Below are 18,160 nucleotides of genomic sequence, written 5' to 3'. Positions count from 1 at the left end.
GTGTTCTGGTCTTTGAGGGCTGACTTGGGATAAAATGCGCAGCTAATTGTCGAAGCGGTTATTTTCACGGTCTATATCGGCCATGCGCATCGATGGATCAATTTCAATGGATTGAATGGTTGAAAGTGACCTGTCTAGTTGTATGGTTTTTTCGGTGTGGGTCCACGGCCATCTCTCGGTATGTATGCGTTTTGGTGCACCTGTTTCTTCTGGTTTTTCCCCACGCTGAATAACAAGAGGCAGGTAGACCATCTCCTTTTTTCCATCCTTAAAGGTAATCACCAAATCAACAGGCATTGGCATTTGTCCTTCTCTACTTAATGTAATTTCGGTTTTGTTTCCTTCTGCTGAAACAGATTGTATGGCATAGTCAATGGTTTTGGTGGAATTTACCCAATATTCCTTAAACCAATCCAGCTCCAATCCGCTTTGTTTTTCCATTATCCTGGTAATATCGTTGGCGTTAGGCTGTTTGAATTGCCAGGTGTCCCAATACTTTAGCATGCCTTTTGCTAAATGATCCTCGCCCATGATGTATCCCAACTGGGTGAGGAACAACGCTCCCTTTGAATAGGAGGCGGCTCCATACGCCGTATTGGTGTGGTAGTGGTCGGAGTGGGTAGACATGGGCTCTTCCAGACCCGATGTGGCCAGCCTTTCATAGCTGGCATAGGAACCTCTGTGTGGAAAGTCCGAGGGTTCATCGGCGTAAATGGCTGCCATGACCAAACTACCTGCATAGGTGGTGAATCCTTCATCCATCCAGGGATAAAGGCTTTCGTTGCTGCCCAACACGCCATGAAACCAGCTATGTATTAGTTCGTGCACCATCACTCCAACCAAGCTGCCCAACGGGCGCTGTCCCGTAATCAAGGTAGACATGGGATATTCCATACCACCGTCACCACCTTGAATTACAGAAAATTGTTTGTAAGGATAATGGCCAAAGTGTTTGTTCATGAATTCAATGGCTGCAGGAGTGTAGGTTTTTAGCTTCTCCCAATTGGCAGCAGTCTGTGAATTTTTAATGTAGAGATGGTGAATAGTGGTGCCATTTTCCATTTCAATTTTATCATGGGTATATTTAGGGTCTGCTGCCCACATGAAATCATGTACCCTAGGTGCATAAAAGTGCCAGGTAAGTTTGTCGCCGGTAGGTGTGGGAACCTGCACTCCAGCATCTTGGTAGCCATGCCCTATTTCGTTGGCGTTCTGAAGGTATCCGGTTCCACCCAAGACATATGATTTGTCAATACGTATCTTTACGTCAAAATCGCCCCAGATTCCATAAAACTCCCGACCTACATAGGGGTTTGCATGCCATCCCTGATAATCGTAGTTAGCTATTTTTGGATACCATTGCGCCATGGAATAGCGCACCCCTTCCTGGCTGTCCCGCCCCGCCCTTCTTACCTGTAGGGGCACTTGTCCTTCAAAAGTTGTTTCAAATAATACGGTGCTATTAGGAAGAATTGGCATGGGTAAATCCGCTTCAAGAATAGTTTCTACTTCCTCAAATGAAACCTCCATACCATTCATCTTTAGCGATTGAATATGTAAGTAGCCAATTTCATCGGGCTTTAGCTTGAGGATTCTGTCCAACACCCTTCGGTCAGGATCAGCTATGGACCTGGAGCGAACATCCATCATACTATTGGGCTGGAAGGCGTTGTAGTAAAGGTGGAAGAAAAATCGGTCGAGTGTGTCGGGGGAATTATTGGTATAGGCGATGGTTTGTTTTCCGGTGTATCGGTTGGAAACCACATCCATGTCCACGTCCATTTGATAGCTAATGGATTGCTGCCACCTATCCGATTGGGCAAGCAGTGCTCCAGGAAGCGTGATAGTAATGCCAAATAATGCGAATGTAAAGGAGATTATATGTTTCATCTGTCTATAATTTGTTCTTAAGCGGTCAGATGGAATCTCGCACGGTTTATAATCATCCCACTGTGTGTCGCTTGCGTCGTGCTCGATTTCATGTGTCTTAAATTGATTTTTCAAAGGTCACAACTTGTCTAGGTTTATCGGGATGCCTGCCTAAAGGTCGGCAGACAGGCTCGATTTCAACCGTCTGTTTTACGAAGATTAAATTGGCGGCTTCCAGGATATTTTCGTCGATATGGGGTAGTGATCCGAATAATCTACCTCCCGGTGAGTCTTGAATTGGTGAATTGTGAATTTTTTATCCGTGAAAATATGATCTATTCGTAAAAAGAAAAGTACTTTGTTATAAGTGAACCCAAAGCCCCTTCCGGCGGCTTCAAATGCATTTTGGAGCGTGGAGCGTACTGTAAAGTACGTGTAGCTGTATGGGACGTCATTGAAGTCTCCTGCCAATATCACCGGATAGGGAGATTGGGCTATATGTTCCATCAGCATCTCTATCTGCCTTGCACGCATCACGATTCCATTTTTGAGTTTTCGGATGGTTTGCCGGTAATTTTTTTTGATACCCTCCAACTCGCCAAGTTGTTGGGCGGGAATGTTCATGGATTCCAAATGGGTGTTGTAGACACGGATGGTGTCTTTGGCTACCTTCACGTCGACAAAAATCGTCCCGTTGTTGGTTTGGTTGTCGAAAACGGTTCCGTCATTGACAATCGGGTACTTGCTAAAAATCGCCAGGCCTTGTGATCTCTTTTTGTTGCCACCGAAGGGGTGATATTTGTAATGATATTCTCCTTCGTTACTGATTAGCTTTAATGCGTTTCGAGACGGAGTTGAAAAATCCTGATGAAATTCCTGAAAGCACTTTATGTCAGCTGGGTATTTTCTCGCCCATTCGATGGAATTGCTAATAGCTTCTTTGCTTTTAGTACTCCAAGATTGGTTGAAATGCATTGCATTGAAGCTGAGCAGTACAAGTCCCCCTTCGGGCGAGGAAGGTTGATTCCATTGGAAGGTGATCGGGAAAAACTTCCAGCCAATAACTAACACAATTAAGGGATATAGGATAAGTCGGGTTTTACCGAATAAAAAAAGTACTACCAAAAACAGGTTGAAAATCATAAACACCGGAATCAGAAGAGGCAGAAGTCCGGTATAGGACAAGACCTCCGGCGAAATGTAGACGCTGAAAAACAGGAACAAAGACATTAAAAAGAATAATACTACAACAGCCCTCATGCGCTTTACCAAATAAATATCCCTTTCTATTACAAACATAGCCCTAGTATTTTAAATTTCAATGAGGTATTAGTGAAAGCATCCTAGCCCTTTTTCTTATTTTGGTATGTACTTGTTCGCTGAAATACCATTAAGAGCCATACCCGTGCAGGCAGAGGGTACCTCCGGGAATTTCCTGTCTGCCCATAGGCAAGTAATGCGGTGAATTGGGACTGGTTAGGGTCAGGTGAAATCGATAATAGACAAATCAAAAAAAATCATTAATTTCGTTCGTAATTAAAAATTCGCAGCTAAATGAACATGAAGACATCTATTCTGGCAAATCTTTTTTTTATCGCCTGTTTTGTATCCTTGATTTCTTGTGGAGAACAAAAGAGTGGTACGGAATCGAACACGACTGAAGCCCCATCTGACGATGTGGTTGAGTCACGGGCTAGTCCTTTGCGGAAGGTAGAGGGAACGATAGCCAATAAGCAGCTAAAAGTTCAGTACGGATCGCCCGCGGTCAAAGGCCGGCCCATATGGGGAGACTTGGTACCGTATAATGAGGTTTGGCGTACTGGGGCAAACGAAGCTACCTATCTGGAGTTTACCGAGGATTTGAAATTCAACGGTGAAATCCTACCAGCAGGCAAGTACTCGCTATTTACGATTCCGCGGGAAAGTGGACCTTGGACGGTAATCTTTAATTCAGAATGGAACCTGGAACACGGACATTATCAGTATAAGGAAGAGAACGATGTGCTGAGGATCTCCGCAGAGCCCATATGGGAGGAAAACAGCGAAGAGTGGTTAACTATCGAAATGGTGCCTGAGGGATTGGTAGTAAAGTGGGAAAAGCTGAAATTGCCAATTAATATTGAATGAAATATGTAGGTTTCCTCCTTTCCCTTTTCACCACATTGGCGTTGGTGATGCTGCTCTCCATGGATTTGGGAGGCATGCCGGCTATATCAGACCTGCTGGATCCTTTCAGGGGGTTTTGGCAGAATCAGTATAGTGAAGATCACCGTCCGGTAGCTTCTCTTACCATCGAGGGATTACAAGAAGAAGTAACGGTTCGCTACGATGAAAACCTAATTCCCCACATTTTTGCAAAGAATGAACTGGATCTCTTCCGGGCACAAGGTTATGTCACCGCACAGCACCGACTCTGGCAGATGGAGTTCCAAATCATGGCTGCCGCAGGTCGGATCTCCGAAATCGTCGGCAAACAAGCCCTGGATTTTGACCGGTTGCAGCGAAGAAAGGGATTGTCGTATGGGGCGGAGGCAGGTTTACGGTACTTGGAGGAATCCGATCCCCAGACACTTGAAAAATTGCATGCTTATGCGGAGGGGGTGAATGCATATATTCATCAAACTCCCTTCGCTAAACTTCCAGTAGAATACAAGCTGCTAGGCTATCAACCCGCTGATTGGGATGCGGGAAAGACCTTACTTTTGCTAAAGTACATGGCAGACATGTTGGTAGGGGAATCCGATGTGGAATACACCAATCTGCGGTTTATGATCGGGGAATCCTGGATGAACCGATTGTTCCCGGATTTTCCAGACGACATAGATCCAGTGATCGATCAAAGCCATTCCTGGACTTTTTCCGGAAAGATGCCGGCTGTGCCGGAGGATATAGCTTATCCAGACTCCCTTCTGTGGGTAACTACGATGGACAAGCCAGAGCTTGGAACCGGGTCGAATAACTGGGCTGTTTCTGGAATCAAGACGCTAAATGGGAATCCCATTCTCGCCAATGATCCGCATCTCAGCCTTAATATGCCATCACTTTGGTTTGCAGTGCAATTAACCACCCCTGAGTTTAGTGCCAAGGGGGCAAGTCTACCAGGAGCTTTGGGAGTAATCAGTGGGTTTAACGAACACATTGCTTGGGGAGTCACCAACGCCACCAGAGATGTGATGGATTTATACGCTGTTTCCTTTAAGGACAATACGCGACTTGAATACCATTATAATGGGCAGTGGATGCCCACCTCGGTTAGATTAGAGACCATTAAAATCAAGGGACAGCCGGATTTTCTGGATTCGGTGATTTATACCCATCATGGTCCTGTGGTATATGATAGTCATTTTTCAGCAGATAAGCAGCAGGCCAATTTTGCGTTAAAATGGACTGCCCACGAAGGTTCTAATGAACAAAAGACATTTTTATTGTTGAATAAGGCCAAGAATCATTCGGATTACATCGAAGCCTTAAATCATTTTACCTCCCCCGCCCAAAACTTTGTATTTGCCAGCAAGGACGGTGATATAGCGATAAAGGTTCAAGGAAAATTTCCAAATAAATGGGAAGGACAAGGGAAATACTTGATGGATGGCAGTGACCCGCACTACGATTGGTCAGGGTATATCCCATTCGAGGAAAATCCAGCGTCTCTTAACCCATCCCGTGGATTTGTAAGCTCTGCAAATCAGCATTCTACGGATTCCAGCTATCCGTATTACTTATTTGATCATACCTTCGAGCATTACCGGAACAGACGGATAAATGGGCAGCTTAATCAAATGAATCGGATTACCATAGAAGATATGAAGGCATTGCAGTTTGACAATTATCACCTTCACGCCTCAGAGGTGTTGCCCGGTCTTCTTTCCTACCTTTCGGATTCATCCACCATTCAACTGAAAACCTTGGATCAGGCGGGTAAGTATCTACAAATTTTGGAGGGCTGGGATTATTTCACGCATCCAAATACGGTGGCGCCCACAGTATTTACCGTTTGGTGGGAAATATTGAAAGAGTCTGTTTTTTCAAAATGGAAGCGAGCGGATTTGCCCATCGTACTTCCAAATAATTACCAAGTTTCCAAAATCATCTCAGAAGATCCTAGTAGTGAGTTGTTTGACAATCCCGAAACCGGGAAAGTGGAAACCGTGGTGGATGTAGTGCAGACCTCATTCTTGACGACGGTGGAGACCTTAGGCACGCTGGAATCCGAGCGGGGATCAATCACTTGGTCTGCCTACAAACGCACCAGAATCAATCACTTAGTACCCAATTTTGAATCATTTGGGTTTCAAGGAATTGAAACTGGAGGAGGTAAGGGTATCGTAAATGCCACAGATAGTCGCCATGGTGCTAGCTGGCGGATGGTTGTAGAGTTAGGAGAGCCAATCGCCGCCTTTGCGATTTACCCTGGAGGACAGTCTGGCAATCCTGGTAGCAAGTATTACGGTAGTTTTGTTTCTAGGTGGGCTTTAGGGGATTACCTGGATTTTAGTCTCTGGAAAATGGCCGAAATAGATCGTTTGTTATTTGAGACCCGCCTGGAACCAAAGCATTAACCATGAAATCGAGCCTGCCTACCGGACGGGCAGGCACCCCAATTAACCGGGACAATTCGTGGAAAATGAAAAACAATTATAGACACATGAAATCGAGCACGACGCAAGCGACACACGGAGGGACGATTGAAATTCGTGCGAGATTCCATCTGACCGCTAAAGAACAAATTATAAACAGATGAAATTCACGTTATTGTTCATTTTAAGTGCGTTGATCTGGATTTTGTTGGGTAATTCGATACCCTATTGGGGTATCATGGCCTGTATTTTCGTATTTGCTACGGTGATTAGAGCAAATGGCATCGTAGCCTTTGTGGCCTCAGGGCTTGGTGTGGGTGTGGTTTGGCTATTTTTACCCTTGTATATCTGGGTAGTCTCCGAATCTGAACTACCCAATCGGATGGGTGAGATTGTTGGGTTAAAAAATAGTACCTACCTACTGGCAATCACAGGATTAATTGGCTTTTTGCTGGGAGGGTTTAGTGGATTGACAGGTAGTTTGTTGGCTAGGATTTTTCATCGTGACACCTTTCATTGAGGGATACATGCGGTAGCTTTCTTGAGTTTTCGCTTAATTTTTAGTACCTTAGAACTATATTTTACTGCAAGGCTCGTTACTTGAATAGTCTGTATCCGGGAATACTTTTGAATCGCCTCGATGATAAATAAATCCAATAGGAATTTTCCTGTGCATGGAAGGATTACAAAAGCGGGCTGCAAAGGAGTCTCGATTCTTGGTGTAGGACAACCAAAAAAGAGTGAAATACCCAACTTGCTGATTTTACACCAAATCTTCGGTGTGAGTAGGGATTTGACCACTGAAATACAACGAAATAAAGATGAACAAAACAATTATTGTTTCTAACCGACTCCCTGTTAATTTAAAACTTAAGTCCGGAAAATTCGAATTTAAGGCCAGTGCAGGTGGTTTGGCGACCGGTTTGGGATCTATTTATAAGCAAGGGGAAAATCTGTGGATCGGATGGCCGGGAAATGCGGTGGAAGAGAATGAACTCCAACAGGAGATATCCACGGAGCTAAAAAAGCTAAAGATGGCTCCGGTTTTTTTGACCAAGGAGGATATCGAGTTGTATTACGAGGGATTCAGCAATGAGACCATTTGGCCAGCGTTTCATTATTTTACTCAATACATAAACTACAAAGATGCCTACTGGGATGCCTACTATGAGGTCAATAGGAAATTCTGTGATGCAATTTTAGCCTATGCGGAGCCCGAAGATACCATTTGGGTACACGACTACCAACTTTTGTTACTTCCAATGATGCTTCGAGAAGCGCTACCGGATGCCACGATTGCTTTTTTTCAGCATATTCCATTCCCTTCGTATGAAATCATCCGAATGTTACCATGGAGGAGGCAGCTTCTTGAGGGAATGGTGGGTGCAGACCTAATAGGGTTCCATACCTACGATGATATGCGACATTTTTTAAGTGCAGTGGGTAGGATCCTGGGCTTGTCCAATGAGAGTGGGTATATTCAAGCGGATCATAGGCTGGTTAATGTGGATTCATTTCCGATGGGAATTGATTACGATAAGTTTGCCAATGCTGCAATCAGTCAAAAGACCCTAACGAAAAGGAAAAAGTTTAAAGACCAATTGGGTGGGCAAAAATTGTTGATTACCATTGATCGATTAGATTATTCCAAGGGGATTCCGCAGCGCATTCGGGCTTTTGATCGGCTGCTCGATCAGCGAGAGGATTTCCATGGAAAGGTATCGATGATCATGGTTGTAGTGCCCTCAAGGGCCAAAGTTCAGTCTTACAAAGAACTCAAAACGGAAATTGACACGTTGGTAGGAAGGATCAATAGTAAGTATAGTACGCTAAATTGGGTCCCCATTCATTACTTCTATCGGAGTTTTCCATTTGAAGAGCTCAGCGCATTTTATTCCATGTCAGACATTGCGTTGGTTACCCCGCTTAGGGACGGGATGAATCTGGTATGCAAAGAATTTGTCGCTTCAAAAACGGACCAAGATGGCGTACTCATCCTATCGGAAATGGCAGGGGCAAGCAAAGAATTGGTGGATGCTATTTTGGTAAATCCAAATGATATTTCAGCGGTTGAGCAGGCAATCGTGGCAGCCTTGACCATGAGTGATGAGGAAAAGAAATCCCGCATCGCTTCCATGCAAAGTAGCCTGAAGAAATACGATATTTTTCAGTGGGTGGAAGTCTTCATGGATCGCCTGGCGCATGTAAAGCAAAAGCAGCAGGAGTTTCAATCAAAAGCTCTGGATAGAAACATTGCAGCGGAGATTGTTTCCAAATTTAAAGAGGCTGAAAGACCGATTGTTTTTCTGGATTATGACGGCACTTTGGTAGGCTTTAAAAGTAGGCCAGAAGACGCTTATCCCGATGAAGAATTGCTGGAAATCGTTAGCGGTCTGGCAAACAGATGCGAAGTGGTGCTCATCAGTGGTAGAGACAAGGAAACCCTCGGGAAGTGGTTTGAAAATCAAAAGGTGGAGATGATAGCCGAACACGGAGTTTGGCTAAAGAGGGGAGATCAGTCCGAATGGGAACTTTATGCCGATGTCGACGATGGATGGAAGGACGATATCCGAAAGGTAATGGATTACTATGTGCTGCGAACGCCTGGAGCTTTTATTGAAGAAAAGCATCATTCGCTCGTTTGGCACTATCGAAAGGTAGAAAGTGGGCTTGGCGACCTCAGGATGAGGGAGTTATTCAGTCACTTGAAATACATGGCGAGCGGACACAACCTGCAAGTATTAGAGGGTAATATGGTGTTGGAAATCAAGCGGCCGGATATCAACAAAGGCCGTGCTGCCAATTCCTTTATGAGAGGAAATGAATATGATTTTATCTTGGCGCTGGGAGATGACTGGACGGATGAAGATACCTTTAAAGCTATGCCCAAAGACTCCTACACCATTCGCGTGGGATATGATTATACACAGGCCAACTATAATATCAAAAACCCGACAGAGGTGAGAAAATTGTTGAAGCAATTAATGGGATCGAAGTAAGCAGTTTGTATGAGTTGGTGTCTTGCGGAGGTAGCCTGCTACATGTCAAAGGGAAATAAAAAAATACCAAAATGATTCTGAATGGGTAATTTATTGATAATTACTTGACGAATATCAGTGAATAAGAGATTTTGTCGTCATGCAATTGTAACATATTTTGGGTATTTTTGTTTTATCAGATGGGGAAGTTGTTTCGGTTGGTAGTCTCCATCATTTTATTTAGGTGTTTTCACGTTAAGAGATATGTTTTCGAAAGCTTGTCAGTATGGTATCAAGTCAGTCATTTATGTCTGGAAGCAAAGCCTAAAAGGGTATAAGGTAGGAGCAAAAGAGATAGCAGAGCACATACATGCCCCAGAGCCATTCACCGCAAAGATTCTGCAAGATTTGGTGAGAAAAGAGATAGTGTCGTCTCAGAAGGGTCCAACAGGTGGATTTTACGTGGATAAAGAACATGAAGAATTGACTATCAGGGATTTGGTGGTTGCAATAGATGGTGATCAGCTTTTTGTAGGGTGCAGCTTGGGGCTGAAGACTTGTTCAGAAAGCAATCCCTGCCCTATCCATTTTGATATTCTAAAGATTCGCACCCAATTGGAGGAAATGCTTACCAAAAAGTCCCTCAAAGAGCTTGCAATTGAGGTAGAAAGCGGAGATACCGTATTGGCAAGACTGGCTTAGCGATTTATTCTGTATGCCAAACGGTCAAGTCGGTGGCAAAGTAACAGTTTTTTCGAATGCTTCCAAGTCCTCGGTTTTGCCTACGAGATAAATGATATCCCCTAATTTCAATTTGGTATTTCCGGTAATGTTAGTTTCTGTAATCCCGTCTCGTTTGATAGCGACGAGATTCACCCTTGCTTTTTCTCTGAGGTCAATCTCTTTAATCGGGCGCCCGATATATGGCCCGGTATCTTTTTCGATTTCAACGCTCACAAAGTTGATCTCGGGTACATCCAACGTAACACCGGAACCAAGTTCAAGTGAGGCGTAACGAAACATTTCGTAGTTATGTGACCGCACATCCTCTGTAAATGCGGCAATGTTTCGTTTGGGCACCAAGTATTTGTTCAGGACACGGGTGAAAATTTCGATTGAGGTCTCGAATTCCTCCGGTACTACCTCATCTGCTCCCAATTGTTTAAGTGATTCAATTTCATTTACATAGCGCGTTCTTACAATAAGGCTAGCGTGTAGATTATAGGAACGAACATTTAGGACGATTCCCTTTGTAGCGTCATTATTGGATATGGCTACCACGACGACCCTTGCTTTGTGAATGTTTACATGTTCGAGCACTGCGCTATTACTGGCATCTCCATATACAATGGGTTCGCCTTTAGCTGCTTCGTCTCGCACCGTCTCCGGATTCATCTCAATGATTACAAATGGAATGTCAGCAGCTTTCGCAGCACGTGCGAGGTTTCTTCCATTTAGTCCATACCCAATTATCAATAAATGGTCGCTAAGCGCTTCCTCATCCAATACTGTCATAGGAATGGCCTCACTGTTCTCCAAGCGGTTTTTTAATTTGGGAGGTAGGGGGGCGTTTAATATTCTACATGCCAGATTTTCCCGCTGTTTAAGTACAAAGGGTGTGATCGCCATGGTAAGGATAGAAATGGCGAGGAAATATTGATAGGTTTCATTATCTAGCAAGTTGAATTTCAATCCTTCTTTTGCCAAAAGCAGCGAAAATTCACCCACTTGGAAGATCGAAAAGCCCACGATAAAAGCCTCTTTAAAACTTGACCCGATGGCCCTAACCGCAAGTGTCGCAGCTGCAAATTTGAACACAAAGGTTACAGCGACCAGCATTAGGATAATCAGCAGGTGCTCATACAGGAAACTGACGTCAAACAGCATGCCCACGGACACAAAGAAGAAACTGAGGAAGATTTCCCGAAAGGGAAGGATCTTTCCGGTAGCGTGGTGACTGTATTCAGATTCACTAATGATCAGTCCTGCTAGGAATGCTCCTAATCCCAGCGACAATCCGAGTAGTGATGTGGCATAGGCCACAGCAAAACATATCACGATGATACTCAAAAGAAAGAGTTCTTCGTTTCGGGTAGTGGCTACTCGGAACAGGATCCTGGGTATCACGTATTTGGCACCCAAAATGGTAAGAACAATGACCAGTCCTCCTTTAACGCCTAGCAGCAACAAGGAAACCAATACATTGTCTGATTCTCCCGCCAACATGGGAGTGAAGAGTACGAAGGGCACTATGATGATGTCCTGAAAAATCAAGATGGCCAGGGTCGTTCGACCGGAAACGGTATTGACCTGCCCGGCTTCTTGCAGTATCTTTAGTACAATAGCGGTACTACTAAGGGAAAATAGAAAGCCGAAAAACACCGATACGGACCAGGAAAAGCCGAATAGATTCGCAACCAACATGGTGGCTCCGATTGTAAAGAGAACCTGTAAGGTGCCTCCGACGAAAACAGCCTTTTTGATGGCCATCAGGCTCCTCAGCGAAAATTCCATTCCTATGACGAAGAGTAACAAAATCACGCCGATTTCAGAGAGCACGTCCACTGCCGTGGAGGCATCCACCAAGGATAATCCATAGGGGCCAGCTATGGCCCCCGTAAAAAGGTATCCAATAATCGTAGGCAGTTTCAACCGCATGAATAGCAAGATGACCAAGGTGGCCAGTCCGAAGATCACGACGATGTCCGAAAGCAGCGGGATCTCTGCTGCGGCGAGTATGGTTGGAAACATAAAATCCTTTTTTGGGGTCTTTAGGTAAAAGTAACCCAACCAAGTTAAAAAAATACATTTTTTTGCCGGAAACTAGCCGGATTTCTGACTAAAGCCCTCTTTCAGACTCGAATCAACCAAAAAGCGTACTAAGCTTCTTGGTTCTCCTTTTGGAAGTAGATCGCCGACCCATTAGTAAGATTCCCGTAATTGAGTAAAAGGCTCGGGGCTACTCAATATGCAAATCCAAACTTCCTGTATATAAAATGCATCAGCCAGGCGGGTCCTATCAATAAAAATTGTAGGTCTTGAAAGAACGAGGGTTTTTTGGCTTCGATTTTGTGCCCGTAAAATTGACCAATCCAAGCAAGGATAAAAATAATCAAACTGAACATCCAAAGTGGAAATGGAAGCAAGATGCTGAACAGGTTTGCCATGGCTAAACATACCGAGGAAAAAAATAACATGCCCAATGCCAATGGTGGAGAAACGGATAGATAGTAAAATAAAACAGCTGCAAGCGCCAAAGTGGCCCAGTTAGAGAAATTACCCAATAGAAACTGAATCCAAAGTAGTGGTCCGGGCGGTATGCTAAATAGCAGCCCCACGATGCTAAAAAAGATTAAGGGCACACATATCCAATGGATCGTTTTATTTGTCGGGTGCTGATGGCTTTCTCCATAGGTTTCGAGCAACTGATCAATCTTTCTCATAGATTACGGGGTTTATATACTAAAGATATTAAATACTTTTTGTCATAAGGCAAATTACCTCGAATTCTGTGGAGGGACATCCTTTGCAGTGTTCTTTTCCGTGAATAGACCAGATTACCCATGGAGACTTAGTAGGTGTTTTCGAAAAGGTCATAATTTGTGGATTCTACCCTTAGAGTGGCATTTGAATAACCGATATTTTTTCTACCTTTATTTACCTGTATCTTTGTGGAGAAAAAGAAAAGCCGTTAATGAATAAAGCGATTAAGCAGCCCACCGTACTGGAAGCATTTTTTCCGATTGTTTTTCTGGTCGTTTTACTGGTGTTAAACATTCGGGTATTCGGTTCTGAGGGATTGGGGGGCTCTAATCAGATGGTTTTGGTCATGTCTGCTGCCATTGCGGGTCTTATAGCGGTATTTCGCCTGAATTTCCCTTGGGACAAGCTCCAGGACGGTATGATCAAGAGTATTTCTGCGGCAATGTCATCCATCCTGATTTTGTTGTTGATCGGATCATTGGCGGGTACTTGGATGTTAAGTGGGATTGTTCCGGCCATGATTTATTACGGGTTGCAGGTGTTGAATCCAACGATTTTTCTTTTGGCGGCCTGTGTGGTAAGCGCCGTGGTTTCGGTGGCAACGGGAAGTTCGTGGACAACGGTTGCCACGGTAGGGGTAGCCCTGTTGGGAATAGGCAAGGCACTTGGGTTTGAAGAAGGAATCATTGCAGGAGCGATCATTTCAGGGGCTTATTTTGGAGACAAAATGTCCCCGCTTTCCGATACCACCAACCTTGCACCAGCCATGGCAGGAACGGATCTATTTACCCATATTAGACACATGACGAAGACCACGGTACCCTCCATTCTGATCACGCTCCTAATCTTTGGGGTGATTGGATTTACGGGTGATTCCGAAGGCACGGTTGGCCAGGTAAAGGAAATCAGTGAAGTGATCTTAGATAGGTTTGAAATTAATGGATGGTTGTTTGTCGTGCCATTACTGGTAATTATTATGATCGTCAAGAAGGTACCCGCAATACCTACGCTCTTGGTGGGGGCATTACTGGGAGGTATCTGCGCTGTGATATTTCAGCCCGTTTTGATTACATCGCTTGCTTGGAACTCGGATGGATCCTTCACATTTAATGCTTTTCAGGTGGTGATGACTTCGCTGTATGGAGAGACGGCTATCACGACTTCGAATGACGTAGTAAATGAACTGTTGGTAACGGGTGGAATGGCAGGCATGCTGAATACGGTTTGGTTGATCGTGTGTGCGATGGTGCTTGGGGGCATTATGGAGGTGAGTGGTATGTTAAGGGTGCTGGCAGAAGCGGTAATCAGAAAAGTTACGTCCGTTGGCTCTCTGATAGCTGCTACCGCAGGGACCGGCATATTTTTTAATATCGCCACCTCTGATCAGTATTTGGCGATCTTAGTGCCCGGTAGAATGTATGCAGATATATACCGAAAACGAGGCCTCAAAGGTGAAAACTTGAGCAGGGCACTAGAAGACAGTGCTACGGTTACGTCGGTCTTGGTGCCTTGGAATACCTGTGGGGCCACACAGGCCTCGGTACTGGGCGTGGCTACCCTGGCGTATGCGCCCTATTGTTTTTTTAATCTCATCAGTCCGCTGATGACGATTTTGTTTGGATATTTGAAATTAGGTATTTCTTTTTATTCCGAGGAGGAGCTTAAAGAAATTCAACAAGAAGTGGCCGTATGATACCTTTAAAGATTACCAAAGAAGAAGTTAACCAACTGGAAGTAGGGGCGTTTGACGGCGAAATTTCGCTTGTTGAGGATCAGCATGGGTTGCAACAGTTGGTAGAAGGCCTGTACGGACAGCCTTATATTGGATTTGATACAGAAACCCGTCCGGCATTCCGAAAGGGCGTGAGCTACCAGGTTGCGCTACTTCAACTGGCTACCCGAGAGCGGGCGTATTTGGTAAGGCTGAATCATATGGGCTTACCCCGAGCGGTGAAGCAGATACTGGAAAATCCCCGCGTGGTAAAAGTGGGGGCGGCCGTTCGGGACGATCTCAAAGCTTTAAAAAAGCTGGACGCTTCGTTCAATCCGGAGGCTTTTTTTGATCTGAACGAGGAATTAAAGAGAGTAGGCTTTTTGAATGTCGGCGTCCGAAACCTGAGTGCCATGGTACTGGGCATTCGCATATCCAAGTCTGAGCAGGTTTCCAACTGGGAGTCCGAGAAGCTGACGGATAAACAGCAGCTATACGCAGCAACTGATGCGTGGGCGTGTTTGGAGATTTTTATTCGTCTCAAAGATGAGGGCTATCTCGACGGGCTTTTTAATCGATGATCTTGACAGATCGGGTCGCATGTAGTTCGGAGGTAATTGCTTCCTGGTTTTTTAGCCGGCAGGATAAAGACATCGTGCAGTATTCCCGGAAATCCTGATGACTGATTTCTAGTCCAAGTTGATGAATCAGTCGCATCACTTCGGCTGTATCGGAATAATCGAACCGGATACGAATCACTGCTTTTTTGACTACCGTTACGATGCGGTTATTGTCCAATGCCAAGGCTGCGGCCGTCCGGTATGCGTTAATCAATCCGCCGACCCCTAGTTTGGTACCGCCAAAATAACGGATCACCACCACGAGGGCATCAGTCAGGTTTCTGGATTTTATTTGTCCTAAAATCGGATCGCCCGCCGAATGACTCGGTTCGCCGTCGTCGTTGGCTCGGTAGTTGGCTTGGTCACTTCCCAGTATATAGGCATAGCACTGATGCCTTGCGTCATGGAACCTCTTGGACAGCGCATCCAGATGGGATTTGATCTCCTGTTCCGTTTTGACCGGAAGGGCAAAGGCCAAAAATCGGCTACCCTTTTCCTTGTACAGACCCTCTGAAATTTCAGCAAGCGTCAAATAAGTATCTTCCATTTGGAATGCGCCATTTAATAGTCTAATACTTGGTTTCTTTTCTACCGCTTTGGCTAAATTAGCGCTAAGTTTCGAAATAACCCGAATTGTTGTTCCTTCGTTTGCCTTGCCGTGGGAAAATATTGGATAGCCTACTGATTTGCCATGTCGCAGTTTCCGCTTGTTTCCATAATCTGCACCTCATACAATCATGAGCGCTTTGTTTTCGAAGCGCTAAACAGTGTGCTAAACCAGCAATATAAGGCTTTGGAACTACTGGTGATTGATAACGGCAGCACCGACAACTCGGTAAAGGTAATTGAAGATTGGATTTGGCTGCATGATTTTTTCAAATCGGTAAAAACCTTCTTCTATCCGGAGACGGAGAATTATTGCAGGGTATTTAACGACGCGCTTTCTTACTGCAATGGAAAGTACGTCATTGACCTTGCGGCAGATGATCTATTGTTGCCAAGCCATGTGGCCACGGCTGTATACAAACTGGAGACTTCTAAGGCAGCAGTTTACTTTTCAAATGTAATGTTACAGTTTGAAGGTGGAGTGCAAAGGCCTTTTTATCCCACAAATGCCGCCGGTGAGTTGATTCAGTCCGTAAAGGAGGGCGATGTATATATAGATGTAGTGGGCCGATATGCTATCAGTACTGTTTCCATGGTTTTTCGCACGCACGTGCTGCTACGGGAGGGAGGATACGACGCCAATTTGGTGTATGAAGATTTTGATATACTGGTACGATTGGCTAGAAAATATCCGTTTGTATTTGATGCAAATATGGGCGTGGTCAAGCGAATACTTCCCGATTCTTTTTCTGCCCATCAATATAAAAAGGGTGCTTCACGCATGTTGCCGTCTACTTACCAAGTGCTATTAAAGATTAAAAGGATGAACCGGACAGCTGAAGAGGATAGGGCACTATTGCAGCGGGTTTTGTTCGAATGTAGGCAGGCATTGGCGTCGGCAAATTTCGATGTGGTGGATAAAATGGTGGCACTCGCTGTATCCTTGAATATGCAGCGAGCCAAAGTGCTTTGCTATAAAATTTGGGCTATTAGTAGACTGGATCTTTCTTTTTTGTACCGTTCCTGGCAAAGAAAAAGGTAGTTAAGGACCTACAATCACTTCTTTGATTGTTTCAGGATTGAAATAGGTTTTGCTTTTCACCATAATTTCCTTTGCCGAAAAAGTCTTGATGTAATGAAGCTGCTTTTCGTAGAACGAATAGTCCAGACCCTGCAAATGGACCCTTTTGAATCGAGTCATTAAATCGAAGGGGCTGCTAAACTGAGAGAGTAGGTTTCCGATCAGGTAATTTTTAACCTTGGTTTGTTCATCTTCGTCCATGGGCACACTGCTGAGTAACTCCAGTTCACGGTAAATTTCTTCGATGGTCTGTTCAGCAAATCCCATTTTGATATCCGCTAAAACCATCCAATAATCCGTGGATCTGAGGCTTCCCAAAAAGCTGGATATTCCGTAGGTATACCCTTTTTCCTCCCGAATATTTTTGACAAGCCTGCTGCCAAAATAGCCACCTAGAGCGGTGTTGGCAATCATCAGCGCAAAGAAATCAGGGTTTGATTTGGGAACCAAAATTTTACCTAGCCTAATACTGGATTGAACTGCCGATGGACGGGTTTCTACTAGGCGCTTTTCAGGGAACGTGTCGAAGGCGATGGTAGCATAATTACCCTCACCAAAGGGTAGATCTCCAAAATTCCGTTCAATTTCCAACAATTCCCGGTCTCCCAAATTCCCGGTAACGAATATTTCCGGAGATACCCGAAAGTATTGGTCGTAGTATTCGTGGATAGATTCTTTTGTCACGGCATCCACATGGTCTTCATCAGAAATAAATCCGAAGGGATGGTTTTCACCAAATAGAACCCTTCGAATCAATTGATTGCCACGGGCACCAGTTTGATCGAATTGAAGGTTAATCGTCAGCTTTTTCTGCGATTTTCGCTTTTGAAGTTCTTTTTCCGGAAAAGTGGCTTCGGTGAATAGGGATCTAAAAACAGGGAGGACTTCTCTAAAATGCTTTCGCGTAGTTAGGAGTGAAAGCCCTTGCTGTTCGTACCCGGTGTGGATTTCTACTTCTGAAGCGAAGTAATCAAAAAAATCATCCAACTTCGAAGAATTCATCTCCCGAGTGCCTTCCAAAAGCATGTTTAATGTAAAGAAAGGGACCAGTGAATTTTCCAAGGAAACCGGAAGGCCTACAGATGGCATCATGATTTCCAGCCGGACGGCATCTACCTGCGGGGTGCGTATAAAATACATTGGTATGCCATTGCCCAGCGTCTTCCGTTCCGGTTCACGTAGCTCTATTTGATCGGGTATTTGAAATGGTGGCGCATTTCGTCTGTCTGGCATCA

At 44.6% G+C, this 18,160-nt stretch carries 14 protein-coding genes; 8 read left to right on the top strand and 6 right to left on the bottom strand.

The window, feature by feature from the left end:
• Window positions 1-42: 42 nt before the first annotated feature.
• Together IAQ59_RS07890 and IAQ59_RS07885 are read right to left on the bottom strand one after the other, a co-directional pair.
• Window positions 43-1,890: a M1 family metallopeptidase gene (locus IAQ59_RS07890; RefSeq protein WP_209330253.1), complete on the bottom strand. Its 1,848-nt coding sequence runs from the start codon at window positions 1,888-1,890 to the stop codon at window positions 43-45.
• 198 nt (window positions 1,891-2,088) lie between these two features.
• Window positions 2,089-3,168: an endonuclease/exonuclease/phosphatase family protein gene (locus IAQ59_RS07885; protein WP_342450689.1), complete on the bottom strand. Its 1,080-nt coding sequence runs from the start codon at window positions 3,166-3,168 to the stop codon at window positions 2,089-2,091.
• Between the two features lie 255 nt (window positions 3,169-3,423).
• Here IAQ59_RS07885 and IAQ59_RS07880 point away from each other — a divergent pair, with 255 nt between their 5' ends.
• The 5 genes from IAQ59_RS07880 (at window position 3,424) to IAQ59_RS07860 (ending at window position 10,126) form a co-directional block, all read left to right on the top strand.
• A complete protein-coding gene (locus IAQ59_RS07880; protein ID WP_209330252.1) occupies window positions 3,424-3,996 on the top strand; it encodes a DUF2911 domain-containing protein in 573 nt (190 codons plus the stop codon).
• Window positions 3,993-6,428, top strand: a complete 2,436-nt coding sequence (locus tag IAQ59_RS07875) for a penicillin acylase family protein (RefSeq protein WP_209330251.1) — start codon at window positions 3,993-3,995, stop codon at window positions 6,426-6,428. The genes IAQ59_RS07880 and IAQ59_RS07875 overlap by 4 nt, the downstream gene beginning before the upstream one ends.
• A gap of 178 nt (window positions 6,429-6,606) precedes the next feature.
• The gene (locus tag IAQ59_RS07870) at window positions 6,607-6,966 is read left to right on the top strand and encodes a hypothetical protein (protein WP_209330250.1); all 360 of its coding nucleotides are present in this window, start codon (window positions 6,607-6,609) and stop codon (window positions 6,964-6,966) included.
• Between the two features lie 301 nt (window positions 6,967-7,267).
• Window positions 7,268-9,445 (top strand): bifunctional alpha,alpha-trehalose-phosphate synthase (UDP-forming)/trehalose-phosphatase, encoded by a 2,178-nt coding sequence (locus IAQ59_RS07865; protein ID WP_209330249.1) that lies wholly within the window; start codon window positions 7,268-7,270, stop codon window positions 9,443-9,445.
• A 243-nt stretch (window positions 9,446-9,688) separates the two neighbouring features.
• Entirely contained in the window at window positions 9,689-10,126 is a 438-nt protein-coding gene (locus IAQ59_RS07860; protein WP_209330248.1) for an RrF2 family transcriptional regulator, read from the top strand.
• 24 nt (window positions 10,127-10,150) lie between these two features.
• Here the strand turns inward: IAQ59_RS07860 and IAQ59_RS07855 are convergent, their stop codons facing one another.
• Window positions 10,151-12,175 carry a monovalent cation:proton antiporter family protein gene (locus IAQ59_RS07855; protein ID WP_209330247.1) on the bottom strand — a complete coding sequence of 675 codons (2,025 nt, stop codon included), beginning with the start codon at window positions 12,173-12,175 and terminating at the stop codon, window positions 10,151-10,153.
• Between the two features lie 212 nt (window positions 12,176-12,387).
• The gene (locus IAQ59_RS07850; RefSeq protein ID WP_209330246.1) at window positions 12,388-12,867 is read right to left on the bottom strand and encodes an Mpo1 family 2-hydroxy fatty acid dioxygenase; all 480 of its coding nucleotides are present in this window, start codon (window positions 12,865-12,867) and stop codon (window positions 12,388-12,390) included.
• A 251-nt stretch (window positions 12,868-13,118) separates the two neighbouring features.
• Here IAQ59_RS07850 and nhaC point away from each other — a divergent pair, with 251 nt between their 5' ends.
• Both nhaC and IAQ59_RS07840 read left to right on the top strand, forming a co-directional pair.
• Window positions 13,119-14,600 (top strand): Na+/H+ antiporter NhaC, encoded by a 1,482-nt coding sequence (gene nhaC, locus IAQ59_RS07845; protein ID WP_209330245.1) that lies wholly within the window; start codon window positions 13,119-13,121, stop codon window positions 14,598-14,600.
• On the top strand, window positions 14,597-15,199 hold the full coding sequence (locus IAQ59_RS07840) for a 3'-5' exonuclease (RefSeq protein WP_209330244.1): 603 nt from the start codon (window positions 14,597-14,599) through the stop codon (window positions 15,197-15,199). Before nhaC ends, IAQ59_RS07840 begins: the two co-directional genes overlap by 4 nt.
• Here the strand turns inward: IAQ59_RS07840 and IAQ59_RS07835 are convergent.
• A complete protein-coding gene (locus IAQ59_RS07835; protein WP_209330243.1) occupies window positions 15,189-15,785 on the bottom strand; it encodes an IMPACT family protein in 597 nt (198 codons plus the stop codon). The genes IAQ59_RS07840 and IAQ59_RS07835 overlap by 11 nt on opposite strands.
• A gap of 144 nt (window positions 15,786-15,929) precedes the next feature.
• On the opposite strand from IAQ59_RS07835, the gene IAQ59_RS07830 reads away from it, so the two are divergent.
• Window positions 15,930-16,886, top strand: a complete 957-nt coding sequence (locus IAQ59_RS07830) for a glycosyltransferase family 2 protein (RefSeq protein ID WP_209330242.1) — start codon at window positions 15,930-15,932, stop codon at window positions 16,884-16,886.
• On the opposite strand, the gene IAQ59_RS07825 is transcribed toward IAQ59_RS07830, so the two are convergent.
• A complete protein-coding gene (locus IAQ59_RS07825) occupies window positions 16,887-18,158 on the bottom strand; it encodes a M16 family metallopeptidase (RefSeq protein ID WP_209330241.1) in 1,272 nt (423 codons plus the stop codon).
• Window positions 18,159-18,160: the final 2 nt, after the last annotated feature.

The organism is Lunatimonas salinarum, from assembly GCF_017811155.1.
GTDB classification, from domain to species: Bacteria; Bacteroidota; Bacteroidia; order Cytophagales; family Cyclobacteriaceae; genus Lunatimonas; species Lunatimonas salinarum.
Note: the sequence above shows the minus strand (reverse complement) of the source record. Positions and strands in the feature narration are given on the sequence as shown.

What these genes read in the sequence shown, in the direction of transcription:
- IAQ59_RS07840 (WP_209330244.1), top strand. Translation starts at nt 14,597, where the DNA reads ATGATACCTTTAAAGATTACCAAAGAAGAAGTTAACCAACTGGAAGTA.
- IAQ59_RS07855 (WP_209330247.1), bottom strand. Translation starts at nt 12,175, where the DNA reads ATGTTTCCAACCATACTCGCCGCAGCAGAGATCCCGCTGCTTTCGGAC.
- IAQ59_RS07850 (WP_209330246.1), bottom strand. Translation starts at nt 12,867, where the DNA reads ATGAGAAAGATTGATCAGTTGCTCGAAACCTATGGAGAAAGCCATCAG.
- IAQ59_RS07890 (WP_209330253.1), bottom strand. Translation starts at nt 1,890, where the DNA reads ATGAAACATATAATCTCCTTTACATTCGCATTATTTGGCATTACTATC.
- nhaC (WP_209330245.1), top strand. Translation starts at nt 13,119, where the DNA reads ATGAATAAAGCGATTAAGCAGCCCACCGTACTGGAAGCATTTTTTCCG.
- IAQ59_RS07870 (WP_209330250.1), top strand. Translation starts at nt 6,607, where the DNA reads ATGAAATTCACGTTATTGTTCATTTTAAGTGCGTTGATCTGGATTTTG.
- IAQ59_RS07825 (WP_209330241.1), bottom strand. Translation starts at nt 18,158, where the DNA reads ATGCCAGACAGACGAAATGCGCCACCATTTCAAATACCCGATCAAATA.
- IAQ59_RS07885 (WP_342450689.1), bottom strand. Translation starts at nt 3,168, where the DNA reads ATGTTTGTAATAGAAAGGGATATTTATTTGGTAAAGCGCATGAGGGCT.
- IAQ59_RS07835 (WP_209330243.1), bottom strand. Translation starts at nt 15,785, where the DNA reads ATGGAAGATACTTATTTGACGCTTGCTGAAATTTCAGAGGGTCTGTAC.
- IAQ59_RS07860 (WP_209330248.1), top strand. Translation starts at nt 9,689, where the DNA reads ATGTTTTCGAAAGCTTGTCAGTATGGTATCAAGTCAGTCATTTATGTC.
- IAQ59_RS07875 (WP_209330251.1), top strand. Translation starts at nt 3,993, where the DNA reads ATGAAATATGTAGGTTTCCTCCTTTCCCTTTTCACCACATTGGCGTTG.
- IAQ59_RS07865 (WP_209330249.1), top strand. Translation starts at nt 7,268, where the DNA reads ATGAACAAAACAATTATTGTTTCTAACCGACTCCCTGTTAATTTAAAA.
- IAQ59_RS07880 (WP_209330252.1), top strand. Translation starts at nt 3,424, where the DNA reads ATGAACATGAAGACATCTATTCTGGCAAATCTTTTTTTTATCGCCTGT.
- IAQ59_RS07830 (WP_209330242.1), top strand. Translation starts at nt 15,930, where the DNA reads ATGTCGCAGTTTCCGCTTGTTTCCATAATCTGCACCTCATACAATCAT.